The sequence below is a fragment of the Streptomyces hebeiensis genome (genome assembly GCF_052983195.1).
The window spans coordinates 6,910,511-6,936,816 of the sequence record NZ_CM129812.1; the positions used below are offsets into that span (position 1 = coordinate 6,910,511).

The following is a 26,306-nucleotide window of genomic DNA, read 5'->3' on the forward strand; positions in this document are numbered from 1 at the left end:
CGCCCCGACGCTCGGGCGGTGCTCGGGCCGCGCTCGGGCGGCGCCGTGTGACGCCGGATCCCGGTGCGCCTCGCGCGGTACCGGGGCTCTGCCGCGGGCACCGTAATTGATCATTCGTAGGGGGGCGTGCGGGCATAGTGAAAGCACCCCTAAATGTCGTCCACCGGCTCGCCCTCCGCCTGGGACGGCTCGGTCCTGGGGACGTCCGGATGCTGTTCCACGGCCGCGTTCTCGGCCGGTTCGTCGCGCTCGCCCTCGGCCTGCGAGGGCGTGCGCGAGTACAGCCAGCGGTCGTCGTACGAGGCGCCGGTCTTCATGGCGGGCCTCCCTCGGTCGCTCATCTCCATACTCCTCCCGGGGGCGCCACGAGGCGAGTGTGCTCCGTGGCGCGTACGCCGTCGGCGCCGTGCCGCTCCGGCCGGAAATCGTCCCGGCGCCGGAATTCACGCGCCCCCAAAAGTGACGATCAATTCCCGATACTTGATATTCGTAACGCACCCGAACCGGCGTTTTGAGGTGAACCCGGAGGGATCGAATCGCGCCAATGGGAAGTCGTACGCATCCCCGCGGCCGAAAAAACGCTTGGACGGCCTGGGTGCCGTCACGGGAAACTGCCGTTCTCGCGGCGCTTTCGACGTGCGAGTAGCGGAAGGCAGGGGGATGGGATCTCCTGAAACGCACGACGCAATGCCGGGCAAGGGCTCGGTGCTCCTCGCACTTCGTTACTACCGACGGGAACTGGTCCGTCTCCGGTGGCTGACGGTTCCCGGGATGCTGCTTCCGGCGCTGGGCAACATCGGCATCTACTACATCGCTCCGTTGCTCGTCGCGAAGCTCGTCGGCGGCATCGCGGGCGACACCGGCACCGACGTCGGCGCGGCACTGCCCTACGTCCTCGGCTTCGCAGGTGCCCTGTTCCTCGCGGAGGCGGTGTGGCGCGTCGGCCTGCACTGTCTGAACCGGGTCGATGCCCGCGGCATCGAGCACTTGTACGTGATCGGAATGGACGAGCTGTTCGCCAAGGACGCGGCGTTCTTCCACGACCACTTCGCCGGCTCGCTGACCAAGCGGGTCCTGAGCTTCGCCGCCCGCTTCGAGCAGTTCGTCGACACGCTGACGTTCTCGGTCGTGGGCAACTTCGTGCCGCTGCTGTTCGGAGCGGTGGTGCTGTGGCGCTACGAGCCGCTGCTCGTCGTCGGGCTGCTGGTGATGATCGCGGTGACGGGGCTGTGCGTGGTGCCCCTCATCCGCCGTCGCCAGGCCCTTGTCGCCCAGCGCGAGCGGGCGGTCGCCCGGGTCTCGGGCCATGTCGCCGACAGCCTCATGAACATGGACACCGTACGGGCGTTCGCCGCCGAGGACCGTGAGGCCGCGGAGCACCGGTCCCGCGTGGCGGAGTCGCGGCGGCTCACGCTGAGGTCGTGGGACTACGGCAACCTGCGAATCGACACCCTGGTCGCGCCGATGTCCGTGATGACCAACGTACTGGGCCTGCTGCTGGCGGTCACGCTCGGCGGGGGCGGGCAGGGAGTGGAGGCGGTCGTGGTCGCTTTCACGTACTACACCAACGCGACGCGGATCATGTTCGAGTTCAACCAGATCTATCGCCGTCTGGAGAGCTCGATGACGGAGGCCGCTCAGTTCACCGAACTCCTGCTCGAGCCGCCTACCGTGCTCGACCCCGCCTCGCCCGAGCCGCTGCGGCCCCGGGCCGCCGACATCCGCTTCGAGAGGGTGACCTTCGCCCACGCGGGCGCGGAGCCGCTCTTCGAGGGCCTCGACCTGGCCGTGCCGAGCGGGGCGAAGATCGGTCTCGTCGGCCGGTCCGGCGGAGGCAAGACCACACTCTCCCGGCTGCTGCTGCGGATGACGGACATCGACGCCGGCCGGATCCTGATCGGCGGCCAGGACATCAGCAGGCTGCGCCAGGCCGACCTGCGCGGCCTGATCGCGTACGTGCCCCAGGAACCGGCGATGTTCCACCGCACGCTTCGGGACAACATCGCGTTCGCCCGGCCGGGGGCCACCGAGGCCGAGATCCGCCGCGCGGCGGAGGCGGCGCACGTCACCGAGTTCGCCGACGTGCTGCCGGACGGTTTCGACACCATGGTGGGCGAGCGGGGCGTCAAGCTGTCCGGCGGGCAGCGTCAGAGGGTCGCCCTCGCCAGGGCGATCCTTCGCGACGCGCCGATCCTGCTGCTCGACGAGGCCACCAGCGCCCTGGACTCCGAGAGCGAACTCCTCGTCCAGGAGGCGCTGTGGCGGCTCATGGAGGGGCGGACGGCCCTGGTCGTGGCGCACCGGCTGAGCACGGTCGCCACCATGGACCACCTCGTCGTCCTCGACCGGGGACGGATCGTCGAGCAGGGCACGCACCACGAACTGCTCGCGTCGGACGGTTCCTACGCGAGGCTGTGGCAGCATCAGTCGGGTGGCTTCCTCGACGACAGTCCCGTCGGCGACAGCCTTGTTGGCGACAGCCCTGTCGGCGGCATGGCTGTCGACGGCACTCCCGCGCCGGCCGACCTGCACTGAACGCGGACTGCCCGCCACTGCCGCCCCGGAGCGGGGCGGGCGCCGCCGGAACGCGGTGTCGTGGTCAGGACGGCGAACCCGGCTCCGGCGCGGATGCCGGCCGCGTGCTCGGAGAGGATGCCGTACCCGGGGTGACGGCGGCGCGGTCCCAGGTACGGGAGGTCACGCCGCGCTCGCGCAGGGCAGCCTTGCGGACCTTGCCGGTCTCGGTGAGCGGCAGCGCCGGAACCGTCTCCACGAAGCGGGGAACGGCGAAGGCGGGCTCGACCGCGACGGCCGTTGCGTCGGGGCCGTACCGTTCCGGGATCCGGAGGGACCGTGGCCCGCCGTCGCACCCGTCACCTGAGCGATCCGGCGCTCAGAGCAGCCCGTCCTCCAACCGCTGGATGTGCGCCATCAGTTCCGCCGCGGACGCCTTGATGGTGTCCAGTCCCTCCCGCCCCCAGCGCCGGGGCTCGGTGTCGACCACACAAACGGTGCCCAGGGCCAGCCCCGTACGGTCGATGAGCGGGGCTCCCAGATAGGAACGGACACCGGTCTCGTCCACCAGCGCGTTCGTGGCGAATCGCGGGAAGTCCCGCACGTCCTCCAGGACCAGGGCCTTCCGCCGTACCACCACGTGCGGGCAGTAGCCCAGGTCGCGCCCCAGCGACCTGGCGTCCCCCGCGCCGCGCGGCGTATGGAGTCCGGCGAAGAACTGCAGTTCCTCACCGATGAAGTTGACCATCGCGTACGGCGCGCCGGTCAGCTGCGCCAGCCGCCGGGCGAAGGCGTCGAAGGCGGGCTCGGGCCGCTCCCCGAGCCCGAGCCGGCGCAGCCGCGCCACGCGGTCCGGCGCCTCCCGGTCGACGGGGGTGAGCAGCAGACGGCCGATCGGATCGTATGTCATGCGCGGGCTCCGTTACGCCGGGCCGGCCGGCTCGTTGGCCGGCTCCATGGCCGGTGCCGAGGTGATCAGATGCTGGACGAGAGTGACCAGGGTGTGGATGCCGGAACTGGCGATGCGGGCGTCGCAGAGCACGATCGGTACCCCGGGATCCAGGTCCATGGCGGCCCGGACCTCCTCGGGACCGTACCGGTACGCCCCGTCGAACTCGTTGACGGCGACGATGAACCCGATGCCGCGCTGCTCGAAGAAGTCGACCGCGGAGAAGGAGTACTCCAGCCGCCGGGTGTCGGCCAGCACGACCGCGCCGAGCGCGCCCCGGGACAGCTCGTCCCACATGAACCAGAAGCGTTCCTGACCGGGAGTGCCGAAGAGGTAGAGCACGTGCCGGTCGTCCAAGGTGATCCGGCCGAAGTCCATGGCGACCGTGGTCGACGTCTTCGCCTCGACACCCGTCAGGTCGTCGGTGGCGGCGCTGACCTGGGTCAGCAGCTCCTCCGTGTTGAGCGGCGCGATCTCACTGACGGCCCCCACGAAGGTGGTCTTGCCGACCCCGAAGCCGCCCGCCACCAGGATCTTCACCGCGGTGGGAAAGGGCTCGCCGACGGCACCGGCGGCGCCGTCGGAGGACTCAGAGCTGTCGTCGTAGGCCATCGAGCACTGCCTCCAGCAGGAAACGGTCGGTGGGGTTGTCGAAGCTGTCGGGCGGCCGTGTGGTGATCGCGCCGCAGGCCATCAGGTCGGAGAGCAGGACCTTGGTGACCGTCACCGGCAGTTCCAGGTGCGCCGCGACCTCCGCGACCGAGAGGGGCCCCCGGCACAGGTCGACGGCCTGGGCGTGTTCGGGTCCGAGGTGCGGCGGCGGCGCGGTGCCGGTGGCCCGCACCAGCGTCAGCAGGTCGAGGGCGGTGGCCGGCCGGGTCCGGCCGCCGCTCACGGTGTACGGGCGGATGAGCCGGCCGGCCGCTTCGTCCAGCCAGGGCCCCTCCGTGGGGACCGGCACGCTCACCGCCTCGGGAGACTGGGTGCGGCGCCGGGCCCGCCCGGCGCGCTTCCCACGCCCTGCCGCAGCGGTGTGGCCAGGTACGGTCGTACGCTCTTGACCAGCATCGCCATCTCGTAGCCGAGCACCGCCGCGTCCGCCTCGCTGTCCGCCAGCACGGCGAGACAGGTGCCGGAGCCGGCGCTGGAGACGAACAACAGCGTGGAGTCGAGCTCCACCACGACCTGGCGGACCTCGCCGCCGTCGCCGAAGCGGACGCCGGCGCTGCGGCCCAGGGAGTGGAGTCCGGAGGCGAGGGCGGCCAGGTGGTCGGCGCTGTCCGGGTCCAGCCCGTGCAGGGATCTGACGAGCCCGTCGGCGGAGAGCAGCACGGCGCTGCGGGTGTACGGAACGCGCTGGACGAGGCCGCTCAGCAGCCAGTCGAGGTCGGAGACGTGGCCGGTCGGCAGTTCGCTCGCCATCGTGTGTCTACTCCTTGGGGGTGGTGGGGTGGCGCTGCGGTTCCGGCGGTTCCGGGAGCGGCTGTGGCAGGGCGGGCGCGGGGGCGTCCAGGGCCCGCGCGGTGTGGCCCGCCGCGGGCCGGGACCCGTAGGCGCGGGCGGACTCGGACGCCGCCCCGGAGTCCGACGCGCACGTGTACGTGGACGTCGACGTGGCCTCGCCCGGCGCGGATTCGGAGATGGACGGGGACGGCGGCCGGCCCCCCGGCTCCGGCCCGGCCCCTGACTCGGACCGGGACTCGGCGAGGCCGATTCCGCGCCGGAAGGCGGCCATCAGACCGGGATTGTGCAGCACGTGTTCCTGCCCCCGGACAGGCGGTGGCACGGGCCCGCCGCGCAGTTGCGGTACGAGGTGCTCCTGCCCGCGGCGCCGGGGCAGCGGGGGTCTGCCCGGACGCGCGGTCTGCACGCCGTCCGAGCCGGGGGCGCCGAAGCCGGCACCCGGGGGAGCCCCTTGGGGGAGGCGGGCCGGGGCGACGGGGGCGTGCGACGGCCGCGGGGGCGCCTGCCGGGGCACGGGCAGGGGAGCGGTCGGTGCCGTGGCCCGGCCCGTGCCGGTGACCGGTGCGGGAACGTGCGACGTGACCGGGACCGGGACCGGGACCGTGGCGGGGGCGGGTGGCTGCACGGCCCAGGGGGCGGGAGCGGTGGTCGTGGCCGGGACCGGAGCCGCTTCGGGCCGACCGTCGCTGCCTCGCTCCTCGGCCTGCTCGGGCCGCTCGGCGTGGTCGGGCCCATGGCCGTGGTCGGGTCGGCCGGCGCGGCCGGCCGCGCCGGTCCCGTCGGCCCGGTCGGATCCGAGCAGACCGGGCGGCAGGACGAGAACGGCCTGGATCCCGCCGTAGATGTTGGACTGGAGCCGGACCGCGATCCCGTGCCTGCGCGCCAGGGCGGCGACGACGAACAGTCCGATCCGTCCGTCCTGGAGGAGTCGTGCGACGTTGACCTGGTCGGGGTCGGCGAGCAGGTCGTTCATCTTCTGCTGCTCGGCCGGTGGCATGCCGAGTCCCCGGTCCTCCACCTCGACCGCCAGACCGGCGGTCACCCGCTGGGCGCGGAGCAGTACCTGGGTGTGCGGGGAGGAGAACAGTGTGGCGTTCTCCACCAGTTCGGCCAGCAGATGGATGACGTCGGCGACGGCGTGCCCGCGCAGCGCGCCGTCGACCGGCGGCACGAGTCTGACCCGCGGGTACTGCTCGACCTCCGCGACGGCGGAGCGCAGGACCTCGGTCATGCTGACGGGCCTGCTCCACTGGCGCCGGGAGACCGCCCCGCCGAGGACGGCGAGGTTCTCGGCGTGCCGGCGGATCCGGGTGGCCAGGTGGTCGACGTGGAACAGGCCCTTGAGCAGTTCGGGGTCCTCGACCTCGTTCTCCAGTTCGTCCAGCAACTGGATCTCCCGGTGCACCAGGGACTGGAGCCGTCGGGCCAGATTGACGAAGACCTCGACCTTCTGCTCGTCGCCCACGCTGCTGGAGAGCCGGGACGCCTGTACGACCGCGCCGACGGCCGCCTCGTGCGACCGGCCCAGCTCGTGCGTCAGGTGGTCGAACTCGTCCGCGTGTGCCCCGGCGGACGACGGCGGCGTACGGGGTTCCGGCACCCGCTCACCGCGCCGCAGGCGCTCCACGACCGCGTCCAGGTCCGCCTGCCGGCGGGCGGTCGCGCGGCGCAGCGCGTTGCACCGGCCGAGGACGGACCTGGCCGTACGTTCCGCTCCCAGCGCGGCCGTGGCGATCGCGGCGAAGGCCATGAGGGCGGTCCCGCCGAGGGCCGCCCAGGTCAGGCCGGACGGTTCCGCGGCGGAAGCGCGCAGGACGAGGATCACGGCGGTGGCGCCGCTGAGCGCCGCGACTGTCGCCGGGAGGACGGCGGTACGCAGAAGCCGGGACCGTAGGCGGGAGTCCGGCGCAGCCGCGGGGTCCGCCCTTCCCGTGGCCACCGGCGGACGGGGGCCGTGCGGCCGGCCGTGCCGCCCGCCCTCTCGGCGTTCCGCCCGCGCGGCGGGTGCGCGAAGTTGAGACATCAGTGTCCTCGGTAGGTGGGGCCCGCGATATCGGCAGCGCTCGTGTTTCGGTCCTGGTGCGCGGTGGCGGGGCCGACGCACGCGCCAGCCCTCCGTTGATCACCGGGTACACACCGTAGTCGGCAATTCGGCGCGCAAGGTGGGTAGTTGACAATCTCCTCCCAGAGCGTCCCGCTTCCGCATGAGTGATCGCACATCAGCGCGAAATGGAGCATTCGGGGGAGAGGGGGTGTCGTCGCCCGTTCCGGAGCGGTGCCCTCGTCGGCCTCGCAAGGGCTGTGTCTCCCCCGTACCTCAAGAAGGCCCCCCGCCGGATCATCCGCGATGACGAGACGTCATAAACCGTGTGGAGGGCCCTGCCTCGTCCCGTCGGACGAGGCAGGGCCCCTCGGGCGCCGGAAGAATCGAACGCGTCACGGTCCGACCGGCCGTGACCGATTCACGGGGAGGACGATTCATGAGAAAAGCCGGGTTCGTCGGCGCTGCCATCAGTACCGTCCTGGTGATGACCACCCTCGCTCCGGCCGCCGCCGCCACCGTGCGGGATCCCGCCGCACCCGCCGCCGGGGCACCGGCCTCGGAGACCCGGGGCCCGGGGGCCCCGGCGTCGGGGGCCCTGGACCCGAAGGCCTTGCGCACCACTCTCGACGCCGTCACGGCCGCGGGCATGTACGGCACGTACTCCTCCGTGCGCGACGGGGGCCGGAGCTGGACCGGTGCGTCAGGGCTGGCCGACGTGGACACCGGACGCCCGGTCGAGCCGGGCATGCGCCACCGCGTGGGCAGCGTCTCCAAGACGTTCACCGCCGTCGCGCTCCTCCAGCAGGTGGAACGCGGCAGGATCGATCTCGACGCGCCCGTCGCCGACCATCTGCCGGACCTGCTGCCGCCCGGACTCGGCTCCACCGTCACCGTGCGCATGCTCCTCAACCACACCAGCGGCATCGGGGACTACGTCCTGGGCGCGTTCCCCTCGCTGGCCGAGAACTCGACGGCCAGCCTGGACGAGGAGCGCTTCCGCTCCATCGAACCGGAGGAACTCGTACGGCTGGGCCTGAAGGCCCCGGCCACCGGCGCGCCCGGCGAGCGCTTCTCGTACTCCAACGTCAACTACGTGATCGCCGGACTGCTCCTGGAGAAGGTGACCGGCCAGGACGCCCGGACGTACATCACCCGCGACGTCATCCGCCGGGCCGGGCTGCGCGACACCACCTACCCGCGCACCCCGTACATCTCCGGCCCGCACGCCCGGATGTACGAGTCCTTCTACGGGCTGATCGACCCGCCGCGCGACTACAGCGTCTACGACATGTCCTGGGCGAGCACGGCCGGTTCGATCGTCTCCACCACCGATGACCTGAACCGGTTCTACCGCGCGCTGCTCGGAGGCGAGCTGATCGGCCCCGCCGCACTGACCGAGATGCTGCGGACCGTACCGGCGGGCGGCATACGGTACGGGCTCGGCATCTACGCCATGGACCTGCCCTGCGGCCGTTTCTGGGGTCACGACGGAGCGGTGTTCGGCGCCGGAACGATCGCGCTGTCCAGCCCGGACGGCGCGAAACAGCTCGCGCTGGGCTGGAACCTGATGAAGTATCAGCGCCTCAACCCCGACGGCACGCTGGAGCCGAGCCCGATCGACCAGGCCCTGAACGGCCACATCTTCCAAGCGCTCTGTCCCGCCGGGGGGGACGGCGGCACGGCGTCGGCCACGCCGGCGGAGTCCGCGGCGGCGGCCCGTGAGGCCCTGCCCGACGGCCTGCCCGGCGTCGACCTCTCCCCGGGCCCCTGGCGGCCCGCGCCCCGCTGACCGGCCCCGCGCGGACGGCTCCGAGGCTCGCTCCCGGTGCGGCCGTGCCCTCGGCCGCACCGGGAGCGGCGCGGTGACGGAGCGGCCGCGGGCGCGGAGCCCGGTCAGGGGCGTTCCAGCCAGCCCCGGACGAAGGCCGCCTGCCCGACGTGCTGGAGGTCGTCGGAGACGACGCTGACCAGGCGTACGCCGAGGGTGACGGGGGGCGACCAGGTCTCGTCGATGACCCGCTCGTAGTCCGCGTCACGGAGGGTGTCCAGATATCCGACCGTGCTGTCGTGCACGGCGTCGTGGTAGCCCGTGAGGAGTTCGGCCGAGACGCCCCCGAGTGCGGCCACGTTCTTGGGGGAGTGGCCGTAGCCGGTGGCACCGGGCGAGAAGGGCAGGCCGAACCGGCTCACCCAGTCCTGGCCGGTCCACGCCTGCTCCGTGCCGGCCAGGTCGCTGACATGGTCGTCCTGCACCCGGGTGAGGTGCCAGACGAGCCAGGCGACCGAGTTCGCCCCGTGGTCGATCCTGACCGCCAGCTCGTCGGGGGAGAGGCCGTCGACCACCTCGTGCACGGTCTCCCGGATGCGCCCGAAGGCGTCGATGAGCAGGTCTCCGCTCGCGGTCATGGCGGGCTCCCTTCCTGTGGCTGCGGTGGTCCGGTACGGCGCGTCCGTACCGCCGCTTCCGTCCAGGTTCCCCCGGCTCCCCGGACGACGCGCCCCGGCGCCCGGCCGGATGGCGGCGCCGGCGTGGCGGCCCAGGGCCGCGGAAAGCGATTCGTGACCACGGGGCCGAGTGCGGTATTGTTCTCATGCACGTTCGGCACGGGGAAACCCCAGGTCAGACGGGCAACGGGACGTGGCGCAGCTTGGTAGCGCACTTGACTGGGGGTCAAGGGGTCGCAGGTTCAAATCCTGTCGTCCCGACTTGTGAGAGTCGTGGTTCAGGGCCGGTTTCGGAGAAATCCGAAACCGGCCCTCGGTCATTCCCGGGGACCGGTTGGGGGACCGGCGTCCTTGACCCGGGGTCAGCGGACGGCGCCGGACGTACACGAGATCGCGGCCGCCGGAGCAACGCCCTCCAGGAGGCGGCCGGGTCTTGCTCCTTCCGTGCTCTGTGTGCGATCTTTGAGGCATTCCCGCTATGGAAACGTTTCCACGAGGAGGTGGAGCCGGTGACCACGATCAAGGACGTCGCGGCACGGGCCGGGGTCTCGCTGGGTACCGCGTCCCGGGTACTCAGCGGCAGCAGCCAGACCTCGGCCGACTCCCGGTCCCGCGTTCTCGCCGCCGCGGCCGAGCTGGGCTACATCGCCAACGGCCCCGCACGTTCCCTGCGGCGCTCCCGTACCGACGTGCTGGGACTGCTCGTCTCCGACATCCGCAACCCGTTCTTCTCCGAGCTCGCCCACGCCGCGGAGCAAGAAGCGCGTCACCACGGCTACACCGTGCTGCTGGCCAACGCGAACGAGGACGCCGAACAAGCCGACGCGTACCTGCGGACCTTCGCCTCGCAACGCATCGACGGCCTGTTGTTCTCCCCGCAGGGCACGGTCTCGCCGCAACTCGCGGCCACGCTGGCCTCCGGGCTGCCGCTCGTCTTCCTCAACCGTACGATCGAGGGCGTCGACGCCCCGTTGTACGGCACCGACAACGCGCAGGGCGTCGAGCACGTCCTGACCTGGCTGCGGCAGCGTGGACACCGCGACGTGGCGTTCATCGGCGGCCCCGACGCGATCTCCACCGGCGCGGAACGCCGCGCCGCCTACCTCGCCGGGCGTGAGAAGCACGGGATCAGCACCGACGAGAGGCTGCTCGACGCCGGTGACTTCCTGGCCGGCGGCGCGGCCGAGGCGATGTGCCGAGTCATCGACCGGGGCGCCCCCTTCACGGCCGTTTTCGGCGCGAACGGCCTGACCACCCTCGGGGCCGTCCGCGCGCTGCGCGAGCGGCTCGGCGCGGAGCGGGCCGCCCGCATCGAGGTCGTCTCCTTCGACGACCTCGAGTGGTTCGAGTTCGCGTCACCGCCCATCAGCGCGGTCCGCAACGAAGCGTCGTCGATCGGCCGCCTCGGTGTGCGCGGACTGGTCGACCTGCTCGCCGGCCGCGCGGCGACCGGTCAACGCGTCGCCACCTCCTTTGTCGACCGGTCGCCGAAGGGTGTCCGATGAGCACGCGCGTCACCGTGGTGGGCAGTATCAACATGGACGATGCCATCCGGCTCAGGCGGCTGCCCGGCCCCGGCGAGACGGTCGGAGCACACTCGTCGATGACGGCCCTGGGCGGTAAGGGCGCCAATCAGGCCGTCGCCGCCGTCCGCGCCGGTGCCTCCGTGCGTATGGCGGGTGCCGTGGGGGCCGCGGACGGCGCCGTCCTGCTTGATCTCCTCGCTCGCGACGGCATCGACATCGGCGCTGTCGCGCGGCTGGAGGACACCTCCTCGGGCCGGGCCGTCGTCCTCATCGACGACGCGGCGGAGAACTGCATCGTGGTGGTGCCCGGCGCCAACCACGCGATTCCCGCCGCTGATGTCGACCGCGCCTGCGCGGCGCTGCGGTCAGGCGAAGTCCTGCTGTTGCAGAACGAGGTTCCCGCCCACATCTCGGCCCGCGCGGCCCGCCGGGCACGGGAAGCCGGGGCCCACGTGATCTGGAATGCCGCACCGGCGCCTGTTTCACGCGATGACATCGTCGCCGACCTCGACCTGCTCGTCGTCAACGAGCACGAACTCGTGGTCGTCGCCACGTTGCTGGACATCCCCGGCCAGGATCTCCGGTCCCGCCTCGCCGATCTCTCGGACGCGCTCGGCACCGACGTCGTCTGCACGCTCGGCTCCGACGGCGCGGCCTACCACCTCCGTGGCGGCGAGAGCGGGCACGCGCCCGCACCCCGCGTCAGCGCCGTCGACACCACAGCCGCGGGCGACACCTTCACCGGTTACCTCGCGGCGCTGCACACACTGCCCTTCGAACAGCGGCTGCGCGCGGCGCTCGCCGCCGCCTCGCTCGCCGTCACGCGGCCGGGCGCCGCACCCTCCATTCCCCACCGGGCCGAACTCGAGCCCGCCCTCTTCGAACGGACCAGCCGATGAAAGTCGCCCTCGGCGCAGACCATGCCGGGTACCCGCTGAAAGACGCCGTGCGCCGGGCCATCGAGGACCTCGGCCACGAGGTCCTCGACTGCGGCACCCACAACTCCGACCCTGTCGACTTCCCCGACATCACCCGGGCCACCTGTGACCCGGTGCTCTCCGGAACCGCGGATCGGGCCGTGCTCGTCTGCGGCACCGGTCAGGGCGCCGTCATGGCCGCGAACAAACTGCCCGGCATCCGCTGCGGGCTGACGCACGAGCCCTACTCCGCCCACCAGGCCGTCGAGCACGACGACGCCAACGCCATCGCCATGGGTGCCTGGCTCGTTCCGCACGCACTCGTTCCCGACATCGTCCGTGAGTTCCTCGCCGCCACGTTCGACGACAGCGAGGACACCCGCCGCAGAGTCACCAAGCTCAACGCGCTCGACACACTGTCCTCACCGGCACCCTGACCCCACCGGTCCGACCCGACCGCTCTGACCGCACCGGTCCGACCCGACCGGCCTGGCCCCACCGGCCTGACACCGCCGGCGGGCAGTCCGCCCGCGGGCGATGTCCCGCCGCGCCCTCTTCGTACGACGCCGCCGACCACCGCCGCGCGTCACCCCGGCATATCCGGAAGCACCGGACAGGAACCCCGGCCATGCCGTGCGGTCCGCGGGCCTCCCGCGTCACGCACCCGCGATCCGGAGCCCACCTGCAAGGAGAGAACACTCATGTCCACCAGCACCGTTGCCGGACGGCGGAGCGTGCTCGGCTCGAAGGACCGCGTCAAGACCGCGGTCGCCGCGGCCGTCGGCACCAGCGTCGAGAACTACGACTTCATCGCCTACGGAACCGCGTCCGCGCTCTACTTCGGAGCCGTCTTCTTCCCCGAGAGCGACCGGTTCGTCGGCACACTCCTGTCGTTCGCCACCCTCGCGGTCGGCTTCGTCATGCGCCCGCTCGGCGGCGCGATCGGCGGCTACTTCGCCGACAAGCTCGGCCGCAAGCCCGTCCTGGTCGCCGCCATGATCGTCATGGGCGCCGCCACCTTCCTCATCGGTGTGCTGCCGACCTACGAGCGGGTCGGTGTGCTCGCGCCGATCCTGCTCGTAGCGATCCGCATGGTCCAGGGCCTGGCCTTCGGGGCCGAATGGGGCGGGGCGATCACCATGGCCTACGAACACGCCCCGTGGCACCGCCGCGGTATGTTCGCCGCCATCCCCCAGTCCGGTAACCCGCTGGGCATCGCCCTCGCCGGCGGCGTATTCGCCTGGAGCGCCACACTCGACGGCGACTGGCAGTGGCGAACCCCCTTCCTGCTCAGCGCCGTCCTCGTCATCGTCGCGCTCGTCGTGCGCTCCCGGCTCTCCGAATCCCCCGAGTTCCAGGAAGCACGGGCCAGCGGCACGACCGAGAAGAACCCCCTCCTCGCGACCCTCCGCGACGACTGGCGGAGCATCCTGCGTGTGATCGCCCTGCGCGTCGTCGAATCCTTCGCCTACTACTCCACCGCGACCTACCTGCTCAACTACATCACCGAACGCGACCCCGACCTGCGCCCCGTCGCTCTCGGCGCCATCACAGCCGCCAGCATCCTGGCCATCGCCGTCACCTTCCTCGCCGGCGCGCTCACCGACCGCATCGGACGCCGTCCCGTCTACATCACGGGCTGCACGGCGGCGATCCTCTTCGCCTTCCCGATGTACCTGCTCACCAACACCGCCCATCCCGCACTGATCGTGGCCGTGTTCATCATCGGAATCGGGCTCATCCACGCCTCGCTCACCGGGACACAGGGGTCTCTGCTCACCGAGCAGTTCCGCACCGCCACACGCACCTCGGGAGCCTCGCTCGGCTACCAGGTCGCCGCGGCCATAGGCGGCTTCGCACCGCTGCTCGCCGCCGCCCTGGTGGGCGCCTTCGGCTGGCCCGGCGCAGCACTGCTCTACCTCGGCGCCGCCGTTGTCGGCCTCGTCGGTATCCTCGCCACCAAGGAAACCTGGGGCCGCCACGAGCGCGAGCGGGTACTCGCCCTCGTCGCCGAGGAACGCCGGCCCTGACACCGGGGCTCAGTGGCCGACGCGGAAGGTCGCGTCCTCCCGCTCGGCCACCTCCCGGGCCACCGCGTCGAACGGATCCTCCGCGTGCTCGACCCTGCCGCCCCGAAGAGTCCACGTACTCTCGCCCCGCGGCGGTACGTGACGGGCGAGCAGCACCCGTCCGTCCTCGACGCACACGGCGTACGCCGCCGGCCGGAGACTCGAGGCGGCGTCACCGGGGCTCATGCGCGTCCTGCGCGGAAGGGCGGGGGCGACGGGCCCATGCCGCGGCCGCCGCCACGCTTGTCGGCACTACGGCGAGGAGAGCCCAGGAGAGCCGGGTGTTCTGTTTGCCCGAGCAGACATTGAGCACCTGGTGGCCCCAGTCGGCATCGTCGGACACGCTCGCCTTGCTGTCTTCGAACGCTTCCCTGCCCTCCTTGCCGAATCCGAGGCTCAAGGCGGGACGGCACTCCCCGCCGCTCACTCCCGAGTCGGGTGGACTCAACAACAGCCAGAGAACCAGTGCGAGGCCGGCCAAGGCGAAGCCCAGGAAAGGCAGTTGCTGACGGCTGCTCATGTGTTCATGCTATCGACGCCTCGCGGGACTTTGCCTTGTCTTTGCCGTGGGGGAACCCGGTGACTCCCGGGGGCGTTCACCTGGGGGACCGCGAAGAAGCGCGACCGACGACCAAGGCCGGACAGACAGCAGCAGAAGTCGAGGTGGCACCAGTGGCTATGTGGGACCGGATCAAGGACCAGGCCAAGAACCTCCAGCAGTCCCAGAGCGCTCGGGGATCGGGCGGGCACGGGCAGGGCCCCTTCGGGCAGGGGCAGCCGAGCGGCCACGGGCCGGGCCATGGCTCGGGCTCGTCCTCCGGCGGCTCCAAGGCGCAGCTGATCGGCGTGCTGAAATCTCAGCTCGCGTCGGTCAAGACCGAGCTCAAGAGCGGCGCTTACCGGGACGCCAGCATGGCGATGTGCGCGCTGGTGGCCGCGGCCGACGGGCATGTGGAGCCGGCGGAGCGGCAGCGCGTGGAGGAGCTGATCGTCTCCAACGAGGTCCTGCAGAACTTCCCGGCGGACCAGCTCCGCCAGCGGTTCAACAAGCACGTGGACCGGCTCGTCGCCAACTTCCAGGCGGGCAAGGCGGAGGCGTTGCAGGAGATCGCCAAAGCCGCCAAGAAGCCGGCGGAGGCTCGCGCGGTCATCCAGACGGGCATCGTCATCGCCGGTGCCGACGGGTACTTCGAGGCGTCCGAGCAGTACGCCATCCGCGAAGCCTGCGGCGCGCTCGGCGTGTCGCCCACGGAGTTCGGTATCTGACGGTGCCGTGCCGCTCGATGACGTCATCGGGGGGAGGGTGGACGTGCGCGGTCCCGGGGCGCTGAGGCCGCCGCACGCCCCCGTGGCGGGGGCCTCCTCGGAGTGTCGGCCGTCGCGTCAGGCGGCCGGGCGCCGGCCGAGGGCCGGGCCGAGTCCGGTGACGATGTCGGTGAGGATCTGCGCATAGTCCTCGTGGTCGAAGGTGAACGGCAACGCGAAAGCCACCTCGTCGACTTCACGGAACGCCGCATGGGCGAAGAGCCGTTCGGCGATCTCGGCGGAGGGCCCGACGAGGTCGGGCGCGAACAGCATGCGTCCCGGTCCCTGGGGCGTGGCGGTGCGCGGCAACCGCTGCCGGGCGTAGTCCTCGTACTTCGCGCGCTGTGCGGGCGAGGCGGTGTCGGTGGGGAGGACGACGAGCCCCTGGGAGACCCGGGCTTCGTCGCCGTCCGGGTGGTGGGCGCGGAAGGTCCGTATGTGCGACAGCTGGATCTCGGCGAAGTCCTCCGACTCCTCAGCCTTCACGACACTGCTGGTCAAGAGGTTCATTCCGTGCTCGCCCGCCCACCGCGCCGACCGCAGGCTCCCGCCCCCGTACCACATGCGGCGCCCCAGGCCGCGGGCGTGGGGCTGGACGCGGTCGGAGAACACCTCGAAGCCCTCCGTGCCGCTGAAGTCGGTGGCGGGTTCGCCGCGTACGAAGTCCAGCAGCCGTCGCACGCGTGCGTAGCCGAAGTCCTCCGTCTCCGCGGTGTCGGGGTACAGCGCGGCCTTGACCCGCTCGTAGTGCATGGGTGGCCCGACGCTGACCCCCGGGTTGAGGCGGCCACCGGAGAGGATGTCCACCGTCGCCAGGTCCTCCGCCAGCCGCAGCGGGTTCTCCCACCCCAACGGGATGACCGCGGTGCCCAGTTCGATGCGGCTGGTGCGCTGGGAGGCCGCCGCCAGGACGGTGAGCGGGGAGGAGATGCCGTACTGGAGATGACGGTGCCGCACCCAGGCGCTGTCGAAGCCCAGCCGCTCACCGAGCTCGATGATCTCCAGGGTCGACTCGTGGCCCCGGCGGGGGTCCGCGCCGTCGAACAGGCCGATGGTCAGGAAGCCCAGTTTCCGCAAGGGGCGTGGGGTCGTCGGCACGGGAAGCCGTCCTCGTCCGTAGGTGCTCTTTCCGCCGCACCTACAGTACGTGGGACCCGCGGGTTCCGGGCTCGGATCAGAGGCCGGGGCACGGAGGCGGCAGGCGGACCGCCTCCCCGGCGGGCCGGCCGGCCGCGGGCGGCGTACCGGCCCCGACCGAAGGTCAGTCCGCCACCGTCTCGGCCACCTTCCCGATCGCCTCCGTCAACTCGTCCTCGCCGATGGTCAGCGGCGGCGCCAGCCGGATGGTCGAGCCGTGTGTGTCCTTGACCAGCAGACCGCGTGCCATGAGCCGTTCGCTGATCTCCCGGCCGGTGCCGACCGCGGGGTCGATGTCCAGCCCCGCCCACAGGCCACGGGCCCGGTAGCGCAGGAGGCCCCGGCCCACCAGCGGACGCAGGTTCGCCTCCAGCACGGCGCCCAGACGCGTGGCGCGCTCCTGGAACTCACCGGTGCGCAGCAGGCCGATCACCGCCTGCCCGACGGCCGCGGCCAGGGGGTTCCCGCCGAAGGTGGAGCCGTGCTCGCCCGGGCGCAGGACGCGCATCACGTCCCGGCGGCCCACGACGGCGGAGACGGGCACGATGCCGCCGCCGAGCGCCTTGCCGAGCAGCACCAGATCGGGCGTCACGTTCTCGTGCTCGACGGCCAGCGTGCGGCCCGTGCGGCCCAGCCCCGACTGGATCTCGTCCGCGACGAACAGCGTGTTCGTGGCCCGCGTCACCTCCCGTACGCCGGCCAGATAGCCGTCGTCGGGGATCAGGACGCCCGCCTCGCCCTGGATCGGCTCCACCAGCACGGCGGCGGTGGTCTCGTCGACGGCCGCCTCGAGGGCCCCGAGGTCGTTGTACGGCACCACCCGGAACCCCGGCGTGAACGGGCCGAATCCGTCGCGGGCGACAGGGTCGGTGGAGAAGGAGACGATCGTCGTCGTACGGCCGTGGAAGTTGCCGTCCGCGACGACGACCGTCGCCCGGTCGGCCGGCACGCCCTTGACCTCGTAGGCCCACTTGCGGGCGATCTTGATGGCGCTCTCCACCGCTTCCGCGCCCGTGTTCATCGGGAGCGTGACATCCAGGCCGGTCAGCTCGGCGAGCCCTGCCGCGAGTCCGGCGAGCCGGTCGTTGTGGAAGGCGCGCGAGGTCAGCGTGAGCCGGTCGAGCTGGTCACGGGCCGCTTGGACGAGAGTGGGGTGGCGGTGGCCGAAGTTGAGGGCCGAGTAGCCGGAGAGCAGGTCGAGGTAGCGCCTTCCCTCGACGTCCTCGACCCAGCATCCCTCGGCGCGCGCGATCACGACGGGCAGCGGGTGGTAGTTGTGCGCGAGGCCGGCTTCCTCCGCCCGGATCACCTCGGCGGAGGGGCGCGCGTCGGCGCCGGGTCGGGCGGCGGGCGTGGGCCCGGTCGGCGTGGGCGTGTGCTCGGCGGGCGCCGCGGCTGCGGGTGCGGCGGACTCGGTGACGGTCCGGCCGTCCGTGGTGGTGGTGACGCTCATGAGATACGGATCTCCTGGGTGCAGCATTTGATCCCGCCGCCTGCCTTGTGGAGTTCGGACAGGTCGACGGGTACGGGCGTGTAACCGCGGTCCGCGAGCCGCGCGGCGAGCGCGGTGGCCGCCGGAGCGATGAAGACATGACGGCCGTCGGACACGGAGTTGAGGCCGAAGGCCAGGGCGTCCTCGCGCGTCGCGAGCACGGCGTCGGGGAACAGCGTCCGCAGCACTTCCTGGCTGCCGGCGGAGAACGCCCCCGGGTAGTAGGCCACGTTCGTGTCGTCGAGCGCGAACAGCGCGGTGTCGAGGTGGTAGAAGTACGGGTCGACCAGACGCAGGCTCACGGTCGGCCGGCCGAAGTGCTCCTGTGCCTCGTGGTGCGCCGCGGTGGTGGTACGGAAGCCGGTGCCCGCGAGGACGAGATCCCCGACCGGGGTGAGGTCACCCTCCCCCTCGCACACGGACTCCGGCTCCCGCACGTCGAACCCCGCCTCCTTGAACCAGAGGTGGAACAGGGCCGATTCCGCCTGCCGCTGGGGCGCGTGGAACCGCGAGCCGAGCACCCGGCCGCCGACCACCGCCGCCCCGTTGGCGGCGAACACCATGTCGGGGAGGCCGGGAGCGGGTGCCAGTTCCTCGACCGTGTGTCCGTACGCCCGGTAGGCGTCGGCGAGCGCCCGCCACTGGGCCGTCGCCCGGCCGCGGTCGACGGTGACGTTCCGCCTCATCCAGGGGTTGATCACGTACGACACGTCGAAGTACGTGGGCGCGCACAGCAGAAAACGGCGTGGCCGGCCGGGTGCGCCGGACGTGACGACGGACGGGGCGACGAACGGTGCGGGCGGAGCAGACGGGACGGACGACGCGGCGGAAGCGACGGACGGGGCGGACGGCGGGTCCACGAACGGCGACGGGGGTGCGACGGGGGATGAAGCCATGACGGACGTGTTCCTCTCGCCAAGGACGACTCCGGTGCCGTCCGGCGCGTGCTCGGTGCGCCGGGCGGCTCGATGTCTCCACGGTAGGAATTCCGGGAAATCGCCGACAAGCCGTCATGATTGCGCGCCCACGCAGCGTTCTTGCGTGAGACGGCGCCTCAGCCACCGTTCGTTGCGTCGCTCAGTCCGGCGGGGCTGCCGGCGTCCGGGCTGCCGGGCAGCAGATGGGTCAGGACGATGGTGCTGTCCGTTCGGCGGATGAACGGCTCGTTCCTGATCTGCTCCAGGACGTTCTCGAAATGTTCGATGTCGGCGGCCCGGATGTGCAGCAGCGCGTCGGCGGCTCCGGTGACGGTCACGGCGGCCACGATCTCCGGGTACTTGCGGGCGACCTCGGCGATCCGGCGGGGCGGCGCGGCACTGTCGCAGTACACCTCCACGTACGCCTCCGTACGCCAGCCGAGTGCCCCCGGGCGCACGATGGTGGTGAAGCCGGTGATGACCTCGGCCTCGCGCATCCGGTCCACCCGTCGCTTGACGGCGGGCGCGGAGAGCCCGATGCAGGCGCCGATCTCGACGAAACTCGCGCGGGCGTTGGCCACCAGCGCCGAGAGGATCTTGCGGTCCAGCTCGTCGAGCGGGAGCGAGGAGCGGCGCTGGGTCACGGGTGCACCTGTCTTTCCGGAGACGTACATGTGTTCTGCGGCCGGTGGGTCGCGGCTTCGGTCATGACCTGTCGCTCATGGCCTGTCGCGTTGTGCGGGGCGGAGTTGTTGTGCGGTGTGGCTTCCGGCGGGCGTCCGCGCGCCGGTCCGGACGGTCACGGCCCGGCCGGTACGGTGCCGCGCGTCCGCCTATGATCGCCGGACCGCGCGGGGCCCCGCTCCCGGCCGGACGTGCCTCGCCCCCGGTCACGGTGTCATGCGGCCAGAGGAAACGGGGCACTCGATGCCGGAACCCGGAAGCCGGACGAGTCGGAGCCGAAGAGGAGGCGGATGCGGTGGCGGGGCGTCGGCCGTGGGCATCGCTGTGGTGGTGGCTGAGCTGGGAGGTGTCGGCCGTCCGCCGGTCCTCGGCCGCGGCGCTGCGGGCCCCGGGGCCCGAGCGGGACACGATGGTGCAGGCTCTCAAGGCCGCGGGCGCGGCCGTCGCCGCGTGGGCGCTGACGGGGTGGTGGCTCGCGGCGCCGCTCGCGCTGATGGCCCCGTGGACGGCGCTCGTGCTGATCGACGCGACGGTCTACCGGTCGCTGCGGGCCGGGATGCGGCAACTCGCGGTGATCGTCGCGGGCACGCTGTGGGCGTCGGCGGCGATGGTGATGACGGACGGCGACACGCTGGAGGCGATGCTGATCGCGCTGCCGGTGATGGCGCTGGCCGGTACCTACCGCAGACTCGGCGCGCAGGGCGTCTACGGTGCGACGACGGCGCTGTTCGTCATCACCTACGGCGCCTACTCCCCGTCCGAGATCGGCCATCGGCTGCTGGAGACGCTGATCGGGGCCACGATCGGGGTCTGCGTCAACGCCTTCGTCCTGCCGCCCGTCCACCTGCGGGACGTACGCGAGCAGCTACGACGGCTGGCGCGGGACAGCGCGGGGCTGCTGCGCGCCATGGCCGACGGACTGCGCACGGAGTGGGACGCCTCGGACGCGGCGGGCTGGCACGACCGGGCCCGGCGGCTGGACCAGGTGCTGCGCGCGCTCACGGAAGCGCGGGGATGGAGCGCGGAGAGCGCCCGGTTCAACCCCGGACTGCGGTTGCGCCGACGGCCGCTTCCCCAGCCGCCGGCGGAGGCCGACGCGCTGTGGGACGGCGTCGTCGGCCACCTGACGGCCCTCACCCGCACCCTTGCCGGCACGGCGGGCGAACGGGCCGGGCTGACCGCGCCCGACGCGGCGTTCCTCGCCCGCTTCGCCGACCTGGCCGAGGAGATGGCCGGGTTGTGTGACGCGGAGGAGGAAGCCCTCGCGGCGGCGTCGGTACGTCCGGGGGGTGTGCAGAGGGACGACGCCTCCGCCGAGGAGCGGGCCTGGTCGCTCTACGAGGAACTGGCCGCCGGCTTCCGGGCCCGGACCGGGGCGACGGCACGGGTCAGTGGCGGCCTGCTGCTGGAGGCCGAACAACTGCTGTCACGCCTCGGCCCTCGACGCGAGGAGCCGGAGCCGGACGGCTGAGGGCCCGGGCACGCGAGCGGGACGGCACGGGGCGGGAGGTGTGCGCCCGCGGGACGAGTGGAAGACGGCGCACACGAGTGCGTACATGAAGGTGAGTGCGTACATGAACGCCATGAGCGTCACGAGTGCCACGAACGACCGCACTCGGACGGATCGAAGGAGGACTGGACGATGAGCGGGAACGGTGACTCCACGGACACGGCCGCCGACGAGGTGTTCAAAGAGGTGGAGGAGGCCGAGACGCGGCTCCCGGGCGAGGACGAGGGCCGGGGCGGAGAGAGCGGCGGGGCCGGAGACGCCCTCAGCCCCAACCAGGGCGCGCAGGAGGACGCCGAGAGCGACAAGGGCTGAGCCGACGGCCCGGGGCCCGTCGGGCGGCCACGCCCGGATACCCGGCCCCGGGCCCGGCGAAGCCGGCGGACCCCGCTTTTCCCGTGTGCCCGCCTCGGGTACCCGGCCGGGGCCGGCCCCGCGGAGCCGTGCCACCGGCACGACGCGCCTTCCCGACGCGCCTTCCCGGGGCGTCGGCCGCGGGTGGCGACGGCCTCGCCCCCGTCGGCACTCGACAGGACCGCGCCACCGCGCGTCGGCCGCCGACCCGCCACCGGCGGAAGGCCGTTACTCCCATTCGCCCCGCACGCCCCACGGAGCCGGGGTAGCGTCCGGTGTCGTACGGACAGGCAGGAAGGAGGCCGCCGTGAGTGCATCGCCCGAACGCCCTCAGCAGCCCGCGCGGCGTACGGTGCTCGAACCCACCCGGATCATGCGCCGTCGCCGGCCCCGGGAGCTGACGGACTTCGACGACCTCTTCAGGCCCGACCACACCGGCACCACCGACCCGGCGGCCGACCGGGGCGGGGCGTGGGAGCAGGTGCCGGTGGCCGACGGTGCCGCCCGGGGCACCGATGAGTCGGCGTCGGACGACCGCTCGGACGACCGCTCGGACGTCCCTTCGGACGGCCGCCGGGCCGGGGACGCGAAGGACGAGGAGTACGACACCGAGGAGATCCCGTCCGTACGGGGACGGGAGCGGACCTATGGCCATCGGCCATGGAGCGGCAGGGGCGTCCTGGTCACGTCCGTGGCCGCGGCGGGCCTCTCCGGACTCGCCGTGGCGCTGCTCCTGACCTGGCGCGGCATGGAGGACCGGTCCCAGGCCGCGACACCACCTCCGGGGGCCGCGCCCACGGCCTCCGCCCCCGACGCCGCCGCCCCGAGCCTCCCCGCGTCCCAGGCACCGCCGGCCGCCGACCCCGACGGGCCCGGCGTACTGAGGGAGGGCGACAGCGGGCCGGAGGTGGCCGACCTCCAGGAACGGCTGCTGCGCATTCCCAATGTGTACGACGGCGGCAGTGTCAGCGGTACGTACGACACCACGCTGACCGAGGCCGTCGGCCGCTTCCAGCTCTGGTACGGCATACGGGGCGACGAGACCGGCGTGTACGGCGACGACACCCGCCGCGACCTGGAGTCCCGGACCTCCACCTGATCCTGGACCCGAACCCTCGGCCCGGCCCCGCGCCCCCGGCCCGCTCCCGCGCCCCCGGCGGGGGACGCGCGGCCGTCAGGGCGACGGCCGGCGCGACCCGGCCCGGCCCCCGCCGTCCTCCCCCTCGTTCCGCCCGCCGGCGGCCGCCTCCCGGCCCAGCCGGCCGCGGGTTCCGGTGATCTCCAGCAGCCGGTCCAGCGCGGGCCGACACTCCGACAGGACCAGCCGTACGCCGTCGCCCTCGGTGAGACGTCTGATCAGCAGCAGGGCCGACAGCCCGGCCGAGTCGCACAGGGTGAGACCGCCGCAGTGCAGCTCCAGGGTGCGCACACCGCGGTGGGAGCGCAGCAACTGCCGTACGGTGTCTACCACTTCGTACGCCGTCTCGAAATCCATCGCGCCGTCGAGCCGCACCACGACGGTGTCGGCCCGGGGCGTGGTGACCACCACGGCCAGGGGATCGGGCAGCGGTCTCGGCAGCGACTCGGTCATCGGTGACCGAGTGCGCTGTCGAGACCGGCGTCGCTCCTCATGGGATCCCAGGATGCCACGGGTTTCGGGTAGTTGACGCGGCGGGTCGGAGCACGGGTACCGGGCGTCCAGGCCCCGGGCGCCATGGGCGCCCCGGGCACCGGCCACCGCCCGCGCCGCTCGGACGGTGTGCCGCGCCGGTCCCCCCGGCGTGTGTTTTCCCCACCGTGCGCCGATCGGCGTCGGCAGGGTCGCATATGCTTTCCCGCCGGAAGACATAGGCGGGCCGTGCCGCCATGCGAGAGGGGTGCACATGGTCGAGTCGCCCGTCGGCCTCTCCTCCCGGCCGGTGCCGGAGCGCCGTCCCCTGGGAGCTTTGGGTTCACCGGCCCCCGCCGGTGACACCGCGCCCGTACGGGACGGCGGCGTACCGGACTCGCTCCGGTCCGGGGACGCGGCGCTGGTGCTGGTCGAGGACGACGCCGGTGACGCGCTGCTCGTCGAGGAACTGCTCGCCGACAGCGATCTGGACTCCCCGCTCACGTGGTGCAAGACGCTCGCGGAGGCCGAGCGGTTCCTCTCGGGCCGCACCACGCCGGTCTGCGTGCTCCTCGATCTCCACCTGCCCGACGCCCAGGGACTCGACGCCGTCACCCGTATCGTCCGCAGTGCCCCCGAGGCGGCCGTGGTGGTGCTCACCGGCATGGCCGGGGGCGACACGGGGCTGTCCGCCGTGGCGACCGGCGCGCAGGACTACCTCGTCAAGGGACGGTTCGACCCCGAGACGCTGAGCCGGGCGCTGCGCTACGCGCTCCAGCGCAAGCAGGTCGAACAGGCCGCCGCCGCGCTCCGCGCCAATGAGCGGATCGCGCAGGAGAACGCCCGGCTGGAGCGGGGGCTGCTGCCCGTGCCGCTGCTGCGCGGCGAGGACTTCGAGGCGGTCGCGCGGTACGAGCCGGGACGCGCCCACGGCCTGCTCAGCGGTGACTTCTACGATGTCGTGCAGACCGTGGACGGCACGGTCCACGCGGTCATAGGCGACGTGTCGGGGCACGGAGCGGCGGAAGCGGCACTCGGGGTCTGTCTGCGGGTGGCCTGGCGCACGGCGGTGCTCTGCGGCACGCCGCAGCTGGAGCAGGTACGCCTGCTGGAGGAGATCCTCGTCGCCGAGCGGGCCGACCCCCATGTGTTCGCGACCGTCACCTCCGTGGTCTTCCCGCCCGACCGCCGGGACGTGCGGGTCCTGCGCGCAGGCCACCCCGGACTGCTGGTCCGCCACGGCGGCGCGGTCGCCTGGGAGGAGCCGCCCGTCGGCATGGCCCTCGGGCTGCTGCCCGGGACGGGCCACTGGACGGAGTCGGCGCTGCCGCTGCCGCTCGGGGGGCATGTGGTGCTGTTCACGGACGGGCTGTTCGAGGGGCGTACGGGGCCGGCCACCCGGCTGGGGGAGAGCGGGCTGCTCGGGCTGGCCAGGAAGCACGGCGCACTGCCTCCGGATGCCTTCGTGGACGCGCTGGTCGACGAGGCCGAGGAGGGGGCCGCGCCGTACGGAGGTCTCGCCGACGACGTCGCCGTGCTGCACCTCGGCTGGGGCGGCGGGCGATGACGGCGGCGCCGGAGGGAGCGGAGCCGGGCCGGCCGCGAGCCGCCGTACCCGGGGGCGAGCAGCCACCGCCGGGGCGCTTCGCGCGCTCCCGGCTCTCCGTGCAGGGCTGGGTCCGGTTGATCCTCGCCCTGCTGGTGCTGGTGGTCTGCGGCTGCGCGCTGGTCGCCGGGGCGTTCATGGTGCGGGCCAACGACCGCACCGACGACCTGGTGGACCGCATCCAGCCCGCCCGGTCGGGCGCGTTCCAGCTCCAACGGGCCCTGCTCGACCAGGAGACCGGCGTCCGCGGCTACGCCCTGACCGCCGACCCGTCCTTCCTCGCACCGTACGACCAGGGCCGCGCGGAAGAGCGCCGGTTCGTCCGGGGCATGCGCGCCGTCGTCGCCGAGGACGCCGTCCTCGCCACGGACCTCGACCGGATCGCGCGGGCCGCCGAGCGGTGGCGGCGCGAGGACGTGGCTCCGCTGATCGGGGCCGTACGAGCCCGGGGGGCCGAGTCGGCGTCCGCACAGCGGCTGGCCCGGAGCAAGGCGGGCTTCGACGAACTGCGCACCCTCTTCGCCGTACAACAGCGCCATCTGGATGTCGCCAGGGACCGGGCACGCGCCGAGCTGGACGACGCCCGGGCGCAGCGGGACGCCGCGTCCGTCGCCGCCCTCGGCGTCTTCGTGACGGCCGTGGTGGTGCTCGCTCTCGTGCTGCACCGGATGGTCGGCCGGCCGCTGAACGCGCTGCGCGCCGCGTCCGACGACGTGCGCGCCGGGGCGTTCGACCGGCGCATCGAGACGGGCGGGCCGTCCGATCTGCGCGCGGTCGGCGCCGCCGTCGAGGACATGCGCCGGCGTCTCGTCGCGGAGATCTCCGCGACGCAGTCGCGCGAGGCCCTCCTCGCGGAACAGGCCGACGAACTGCGTCGCTCGAACTCGGAGCTGGAGCAGTTCGCGTACGTCGCCTCGCACGACCTCCAGGAGCCGCTGCGCAAGGTCGCCTCGTTCTGCCAACTGCTGGAGAAGCGTTACGGCGACCAGCTGGACGCCCGCGGCAAGCAGTACATCGACTTCGCGGTCGACGGCGCCAAGCGCATGCAGGTCCTCATCAACGACCTGCTCACCTTCTCCCGGGTGGGCCGGGTGCACGACGCCTGGCAGGACGTCGACATGGGCGCCGCGCTGGACCGGGCGCTGGGCAATCTCGCCCTGGTCGTCGAGGAGGCCGGGGCCACCGTCGTACGGGAGTCGGAGCTGCCGAGGATCACCGGCGATCCCACCACCCTGGCCATGCTCTGGCAGAACCTCGTCGGCAACGCGGTCAAGTTCCGCCGGCCCGAGGTGCCGAGCCGGATCACCGTCGGCTGCGTCCGGGAACGCGCCGAGGCCGACGGGGCCGAGGTGTGGCATGTCACCGTCTCGGACAACGGCATCGGGGTGGCGCCGGAGTTCGCGGAGAAGGTCTTCGTCATCTTCCAGCGGCTGCACGGGCGGGACGAGTACGAGGGCACGGGCATCGGGCTGGCGCTCTGCCGCAAGATCGTGGAGTTCCACGGCGGCAGGATCTGGCTCGAGTCGCCGCCGGAGGGCGGTACCCGTGTCCATTTCACGCTGCCCGCGCTCCTCGTGCCCGAGCAGCCGGGGGAGGCCGGGGAGGCCGGGGAGGCCGCTGGGACCGTCGCGGTGGAGAAGGCGCCCGGCCCTGCGGGTACGGTGGCCCTGCCGCCCGCCGACGGTCCGGCCGCGCCTTCCGCGACCGTCCCCGACCCGTCGGACGAACGACCGCCGACCAGCCCACCGGGAGCCGCTCCGTGACCAA

The 26,306-nt window shown here is 72.7% G+C and carries 26 protein-coding genes, 1 tRNA gene and 1 pseudogene; 13 read left to right on the forward strand and 15 right to left on the reverse strand.

Annotated features, from left to right (window positions below):
• Positions 1-149: 149 nt before the first annotated feature.
• Complete coding sequence (locus ACU6P3_RS29600) at positions 150-341, reverse strand: hypothetical protein (RefSeq protein WP_158712224.1); 192 nt, start codon at positions 339-341, stop codon at positions 150-152.
• 319 nt (positions 342-660) lie between these two features.
• Between ACU6P3_RS29600 and ACU6P3_RS29605 the strand changes: the two genes are divergently transcribed.
• Positions 661-2,535 carry an ABC transporter ATP-binding protein gene (locus ACU6P3_RS29605; protein WP_447194897.1) on the forward strand — a complete coding sequence of 625 codons (1,875 nt, stop codon included), beginning with the start codon at positions 661-663 and terminating at the stop codon, positions 2,533-2,535.
• 64 nt (positions 2,536-2,599) lie between these two features.
• Here the strand turns inward: ACU6P3_RS29605 and ACU6P3_RS29610 are convergent, their stop codons facing one another.
• The 6 genes from ACU6P3_RS29610 to ACU6P3_RS29635 all read right to left on the reverse strand — a co-directional run bounded on the left by ACU6P3_RS29610 (position 2,600) and on the right by ACU6P3_RS29635 (position 6,950).
• Positions 2,600-2,773: a hypothetical protein gene (locus ACU6P3_RS29610; protein WP_447194898.1), complete on the reverse strand. Its 174-nt coding sequence runs from the start codon at positions 2,771-2,773 to the stop codon at positions 2,600-2,602.
• Between the two features lie 120 nt (positions 2,774-2,893).
• The gene (locus ACU6P3_RS29615; RefSeq protein ID WP_447194899.1) at positions 2,894-3,424 is read right to left on the reverse strand and encodes a GAF domain-containing protein; all 531 of its coding nucleotides are present in this window, start codon (positions 3,422-3,424) and stop codon (positions 2,894-2,896) included.
• Positions 3,425-3,436: 12 nt separating this feature from the next.
• On the reverse strand, positions 3,437-4,075 hold the full coding sequence (locus ACU6P3_RS29620) for a GTP-binding protein (RefSeq protein ID WP_447194900.1): 639 nt from the start codon (positions 4,073-4,075) through the stop codon (positions 3,437-3,439).
• Positions 4,053-4,424, reverse strand: coding sequence for a DUF742 domain-containing protein (locus ACU6P3_RS29625; protein ID WP_425574146.1), 372 nt, complete (start codon positions 4,422-4,424; stop codon positions 4,053-4,055). Before ACU6P3_RS29625 ends, ACU6P3_RS29620 begins: the two co-directional genes overlap by 23 nt.
• Before the next feature lie 2 nt (positions 4,425-4,426).
• Positions 4,427-4,885: a roadblock/LC7 domain-containing protein gene (locus ACU6P3_RS29630; protein WP_447194901.1), complete on the reverse strand. Its 459-nt coding sequence runs from the start codon at positions 4,883-4,885 to the stop codon at positions 4,427-4,429.
• A 7-nt stretch (positions 4,886-4,892) separates the two neighbouring features.
• Positions 4,893-6,950, reverse strand: a complete 2,058-nt coding sequence (locus tag ACU6P3_RS29635; protein WP_447194902.1) for a sensor histidine kinase — start codon at positions 6,948-6,950, stop codon at positions 4,893-4,895.
• A gap of 457 nt (positions 6,951-7,407) precedes the next feature.
• Here ACU6P3_RS29635 and ACU6P3_RS29640 point away from each other — a divergent pair, with 457 nt between their 5' ends.
• On the forward strand, positions 7,408-8,760 hold the full coding sequence (locus tag ACU6P3_RS29640; protein ID WP_447194903.1) for a serine hydrolase domain-containing protein: 1,353 nt from the start codon (positions 7,408-7,410) through the stop codon (positions 8,758-8,760).
• 104 nt (positions 8,761-8,864) lie between these two features.
• Here ACU6P3_RS29640 and ACU6P3_RS29645 read toward each other — a convergent pair whose 3' ends face one another.
• A complete protein-coding gene (locus tag ACU6P3_RS29645) occupies positions 8,865-9,377 on the reverse strand; it encodes a mycothiol transferase (protein WP_447194904.1) in 513 nt (170 codons plus the stop codon).
• 226 nt (positions 9,378-9,603) lie between these two features.
• On the opposite strand from ACU6P3_RS29645, the gene ACU6P3_RS29650 reads away from it, so the two are divergent.
• From ACU6P3_RS29650 to ACU6P3_RS29670, 5 genes are all read left to right on the forward strand, one after another.
• Positions 9,604-9,677 (forward strand) — tRNA-Pro (locus ACU6P3_RS29650).
• 248 nt (positions 9,678-9,925) lie between these two features.
• Complete coding sequence (locus ACU6P3_RS29655; protein ID WP_447194905.1) at positions 9,926-10,921, forward strand: LacI family DNA-binding transcriptional regulator; 996 nt, start codon at positions 9,926-9,928, stop codon at positions 10,919-10,921.
• Entirely contained in the window at positions 10,918-11,841 is a 924-nt protein-coding gene (locus tag ACU6P3_RS29660) for a ribokinase (RefSeq protein ID WP_447194906.1), read from the forward strand. Before ACU6P3_RS29655 ends, ACU6P3_RS29660 begins: the two co-directional genes overlap by 4 nt.
• On the forward strand, positions 11,838-12,296 hold the full coding sequence (locus ACU6P3_RS29665) for an RpiB/LacA/LacB family sugar-phosphate isomerase (RefSeq protein ID WP_030741124.1): 459 nt from the start codon (positions 11,838-11,840) through the stop codon (positions 12,294-12,296). Before ACU6P3_RS29660 ends, ACU6P3_RS29665 begins: the two co-directional genes overlap by 4 nt.
• A 264-nt stretch (positions 12,297-12,560) precedes the next feature.
• Positions 12,561-13,889 carry an MFS transporter gene (locus ACU6P3_RS29670; protein ID WP_447194907.1) on the forward strand — a complete coding sequence of 443 codons (1,329 nt, stop codon included), beginning with the start codon at positions 12,561-12,563 and terminating at the stop codon, positions 13,887-13,889.
• 42 nt (positions 13,890-13,931) lie between these two features.
• Here ACU6P3_RS29670 and ACU6P3_RS29675 read toward each other — a convergent pair.
• Together ACU6P3_RS29675 and ACU6P3_RS29680 are read right to left on the reverse strand one after the other, a co-directional pair.
• Positions 13,932-14,114 (reverse strand): annotated as a pseudogene (locus ACU6P3_RS29675) (NUDIX domain-containing protein); the annotation flags it as partial.
• On the reverse strand, positions 14,101-14,448 hold the full coding sequence (locus tag ACU6P3_RS29680) for a hypothetical protein (protein WP_447194908.1): 348 nt from the start codon (positions 14,446-14,448) through the stop codon (positions 14,101-14,103). The gene ACU6P3_RS29680 and the pseudogene ACU6P3_RS29675, both read right to left, overlap by 14 nt.
• A gap of 152 nt (positions 14,449-14,600) precedes the next feature.
• Here ACU6P3_RS29680 and ACU6P3_RS29685 point away from each other — a divergent pair, with 152 nt between their 5' ends.
• On the forward strand, positions 14,601-15,194 hold the full coding sequence (locus ACU6P3_RS29685; RefSeq protein WP_447194909.1) for a tellurite resistance TerB family protein: 594 nt from the start codon (positions 14,601-14,603) through the stop codon (positions 15,192-15,194).
• 117 nt (positions 15,195-15,311) lie between these two features.
• On the opposite strand, the gene ACU6P3_RS29690 is transcribed toward ACU6P3_RS29685, so the two are convergent.
• From ACU6P3_RS29690 to ACU6P3_RS29705, 4 genes are all read right to left on the reverse strand, one after another.
• The gene (locus ACU6P3_RS29690; protein ID WP_447194910.1) at positions 15,312-16,331 is read right to left on the reverse strand and encodes an LLM class flavin-dependent oxidoreductase; all 1,020 of its coding nucleotides are present in this window, start codon (positions 16,329-16,331) and stop codon (positions 15,312-15,314) included.
• 163 nt (positions 16,332-16,494) lie between these two features.
• Positions 16,495-17,823, reverse strand: coding sequence for an ornithine--oxo-acid transaminase (gene rocD, locus ACU6P3_RS29695; protein WP_447194911.1), 1,329 nt, complete (start codon positions 17,821-17,823; stop codon positions 16,495-16,497).
• On the reverse strand, positions 17,820-18,758 hold the full coding sequence (ddaH, locus tag ACU6P3_RS29700; RefSeq protein WP_447194912.1) for a dimethylargininase: 939 nt from the start codon (positions 18,756-18,758) through the stop codon (positions 17,820-17,822). The genes rocD and ddaH overlap by 4 nt, the downstream gene beginning before the upstream one ends.
• Before the next feature lie 158 nt (positions 18,759-18,916).
• Positions 18,917-19,423 (reverse strand): Lrp/AsnC family transcriptional regulator, encoded by a 507-nt coding sequence (locus ACU6P3_RS29705; protein ID WP_030741094.1) that lies wholly within the window; start codon positions 19,421-19,423, stop codon positions 18,917-18,919.
• Positions 19,424-19,758: 335 nt separating this feature from the next.
• Here ACU6P3_RS29705 and ACU6P3_RS29710 point away from each other — a divergent pair, with 335 nt between their 5' ends.
• From ACU6P3_RS29710 to ACU6P3_RS29720, 3 genes are all read left to right on the forward strand, one after another.
• Positions 19,759-20,934 carry an FUSC family protein gene (locus ACU6P3_RS29710; RefSeq protein ID WP_447194913.1) on the forward strand — a complete coding sequence of 392 codons (1,176 nt, stop codon included), beginning with the start codon at positions 19,759-19,761 and terminating at the stop codon, positions 20,932-20,934.
• Positions 20,935-21,105: 171 nt separating this feature from the next.
• Complete coding sequence (locus tag ACU6P3_RS29715; protein WP_447194914.1) at positions 21,106-21,285, forward strand: hypothetical protein; 180 nt, start codon at positions 21,106-21,108, stop codon at positions 21,283-21,285.
• A 346-nt stretch (positions 21,286-21,631) separates the two neighbouring features.
• Positions 21,632-22,423, forward strand: a complete 792-nt coding sequence (locus tag ACU6P3_RS29720; protein ID WP_447194915.1) for a peptidoglycan-binding domain-containing protein — start codon at positions 21,632-21,634, stop codon at positions 22,421-22,423.
• Between the two features lie 75 nt (positions 22,424-22,498).
• On the opposite strand, the gene ACU6P3_RS29725 is transcribed toward ACU6P3_RS29720, so the two are convergent.
• Positions 22,499-22,915 (reverse strand): STAS domain-containing protein, encoded by a 417-nt coding sequence (locus tag ACU6P3_RS29725; RefSeq protein WP_447194916.1) that lies wholly within the window; start codon positions 22,913-22,915, stop codon positions 22,499-22,501.
• 292 nt (positions 22,916-23,207) lie between these two features.
• Here ACU6P3_RS29725 and ACU6P3_RS29730 point away from each other — a divergent pair, with 292 nt between their 5' ends.
• The gene (locus ACU6P3_RS29730) at positions 23,208-24,500 is read left to right on the forward strand and encodes a PP2C family protein-serine/threonine phosphatase (RefSeq protein WP_447194917.1); all 1,293 of its coding nucleotides are present in this window, start codon (positions 23,208-23,210) and stop codon (positions 24,498-24,500) included.
• The gene (locus tag ACU6P3_RS29735; RefSeq protein WP_447194918.1) at positions 24,497-26,302 is read left to right on the forward strand and encodes a sensor histidine kinase; all 1,806 of its coding nucleotides are present in this window, start codon (positions 24,497-24,499) and stop codon (positions 26,300-26,302) included. Before ACU6P3_RS29730 ends, ACU6P3_RS29735 begins: the two co-directional genes overlap by 4 nt.
• Positions 26,303-26,306: the final 4 nt, after the last annotated feature.

What these genes read in the sequence shown, in the direction of transcription:
- rocD (WP_447194911.1), bottom strand. Translation starts at nt 17,823, where the DNA reads ATGAGCGTCACCACCACCACGGACGGCCGGACCGTCACCGAGTCCGCC.
- ACU6P3_RS29670 (WP_447194907.1), top strand. Translation starts at nt 12,561, where the DNA reads ATGTCCACCAGCACCGTTGCCGGACGGCGGAGCGTGCTCGGCTCGAAG.
- ACU6P3_RS29730 (WP_447194917.1), top strand. Translation starts at nt 23,208, where the DNA reads ATGGTCGAGTCGCCCGTCGGCCTCTCCTCCCGGCCGGTGCCGGAGCGC.
- ACU6P3_RS29680 (WP_447194908.1), bottom strand. Translation starts at nt 14,448, where the DNA reads ATGAGCAGCCGTCAGCAACTGCCTTTCCTGGGCTTCGCCTTGGCCGGC.
- ACU6P3_RS29715 (WP_447194914.1), top strand. Translation starts at nt 21,106, where the DNA reads ATGAGCGGGAACGGTGACTCCACGGACACGGCCGCCGACGAGGTGTTC.
- ACU6P3_RS29665 (WP_030741124.1), top strand. Translation starts at nt 11,838, where the DNA reads ATGAAAGTCGCCCTCGGCGCAGACCATGCCGGGTACCCGCTGAAAGAC.
- ACU6P3_RS29735 (WP_447194918.1), top strand. Translation starts at nt 24,497, where the DNA reads ATGACGGCGGCGCCGGAGGGAGCGGAGCCGGGCCGGCCGCGAGCCGCC.
- ACU6P3_RS29635 (WP_447194902.1), bottom strand. Translation starts at nt 6,950, where the DNA reads ATGTCTCAACTTCGCGCACCCGCCGCGCGGGCGGAACGCCGAGAGGGC.
- ACU6P3_RS29660 (WP_447194906.1), top strand. Translation starts at nt 10,918, where the DNA reads ATGAGCACGCGCGTCACCGTGGTGGGCAGTATCAACATGGACGATGCC.
- ACU6P3_RS29600 (WP_158712224.1), bottom strand. Translation starts at nt 341, where the DNA reads ATGAGCGACCGAGGGAGGCCCGCCATGAAGACCGGCGCCTCGTACGAC.
- ACU6P3_RS29620 (WP_447194900.1), bottom strand. Translation starts at nt 4,075, where the DNA reads ATGGCCTACGACGACAGCTCTGAGTCCTCCGACGGCGCCGCCGGTGCC.
- ACU6P3_RS29615 (WP_447194899.1), bottom strand. Translation starts at nt 3,424, where the DNA reads ATGACATACGATCCGATCGGCCGTCTGCTGCTCACCCCCGTCGACCGG.
- ACU6P3_RS29645 (WP_447194904.1), bottom strand. Translation starts at nt 9,377, where the DNA reads ATGACCGCGAGCGGAGACCTGCTCATCGACGCCTTCGGGCGCATCCGG.
- ACU6P3_RS29640 (WP_447194903.1), top strand. Translation starts at nt 7,408, where the DNA reads ATGAGAAAAGCCGGGTTCGTCGGCGCTGCCATCAGTACCGTCCTGGTG.
- ACU6P3_RS29630 (WP_447194901.1), bottom strand. Translation starts at nt 4,885, where the DNA reads ATGGCGAGCGAACTGCCGACCGGCCACGTCTCCGACCTCGACTGGCTG.
- ACU6P3_RS29725 (WP_447194916.1), bottom strand. Translation starts at nt 22,915, where the DNA reads ATGACCGAGTCGCTGCCGAGACCGCTGCCCGATCCCCTGGCCGTGGTG.
- ddaH (WP_447194912.1), bottom strand. Translation starts at nt 18,758, where the DNA reads ATGGCTTCATCCCCCGTCGCACCCCCGTCGCCGTTCGTGGACCCGCCG.
- ACU6P3_RS29605 (WP_447194897.1), top strand. Translation starts at nt 661, where the DNA reads ATGGGATCTCCTGAAACGCACGACGCAATGCCGGGCAAGGGCTCGGTG.